Here is a 614-nt window from a genome sequence, read left to right on the forward strand (position 1 = left end):
ACCTCCTCGGCACTCTTGCCGAAGGCGAGGGCCTGGGTCTGGGCGAAGAAGTTGGCCATCAACAGGTCGTGCTGCGCCCTGAGTTCTGCGCCCAGCTCACCGACGGGACGGGCGAAGCCGATGAAGTCCGCCGGGATCAGCCTGGTGCCCTGGTGGATCAGCTGGTAGTAGGCGTGCTGCCCGTTGGTGCCCGGCGTGCCCCACACCACCGGCCCGGTCTGCCACTCCACCGGCCGGCCGTCGCGCTGCACCGACTTGCCGTTGGACTCCATGTCCAGCTGCTGGAGGTAGGCGGTGAACTTCGACAGGTAGTGGCTGTAGGGCAGTACGGCGTGCGACTGGGCGTCGTGGAAGTTGCCGTACCAGACGCCCAACAGCCCCAGGAGCAGCGGTGCGTTGGCCTCGGCGGGGGCGGTGCGGAAGTGGTCGTCCATCAGCCGGAAGCCGTCGAGCATCTCCCGGAAGCGGTCCGGGCCGATGGCGATCATCAGGGACAGGCCGATCGCGGAGTCGTACGAGTAACGGCCACCGACCCAGTCCCAGAACTCGAACATGTTCTCGGGGTCGATGCCGAACCCGGTGACCTTCTCCTCGTTCGTCGACAGCGCCACGAA

Annotated in this window: 1 protein-coding gene; it reads right to left on the minus strand. The window is 66.9% G+C overall.

The features are described 5' to 3' along the window. On the minus strand, window positions 1-614 hold a 614-nt coding region (locus AC5WRT_RS39025), incomplete at both ends, for a phosphoglucose isomerase-related protein (RefSeq protein WP_496101112.1).

Source organism: Streptomyces sp. NTD91 (genome assembly GCF_059510455.1).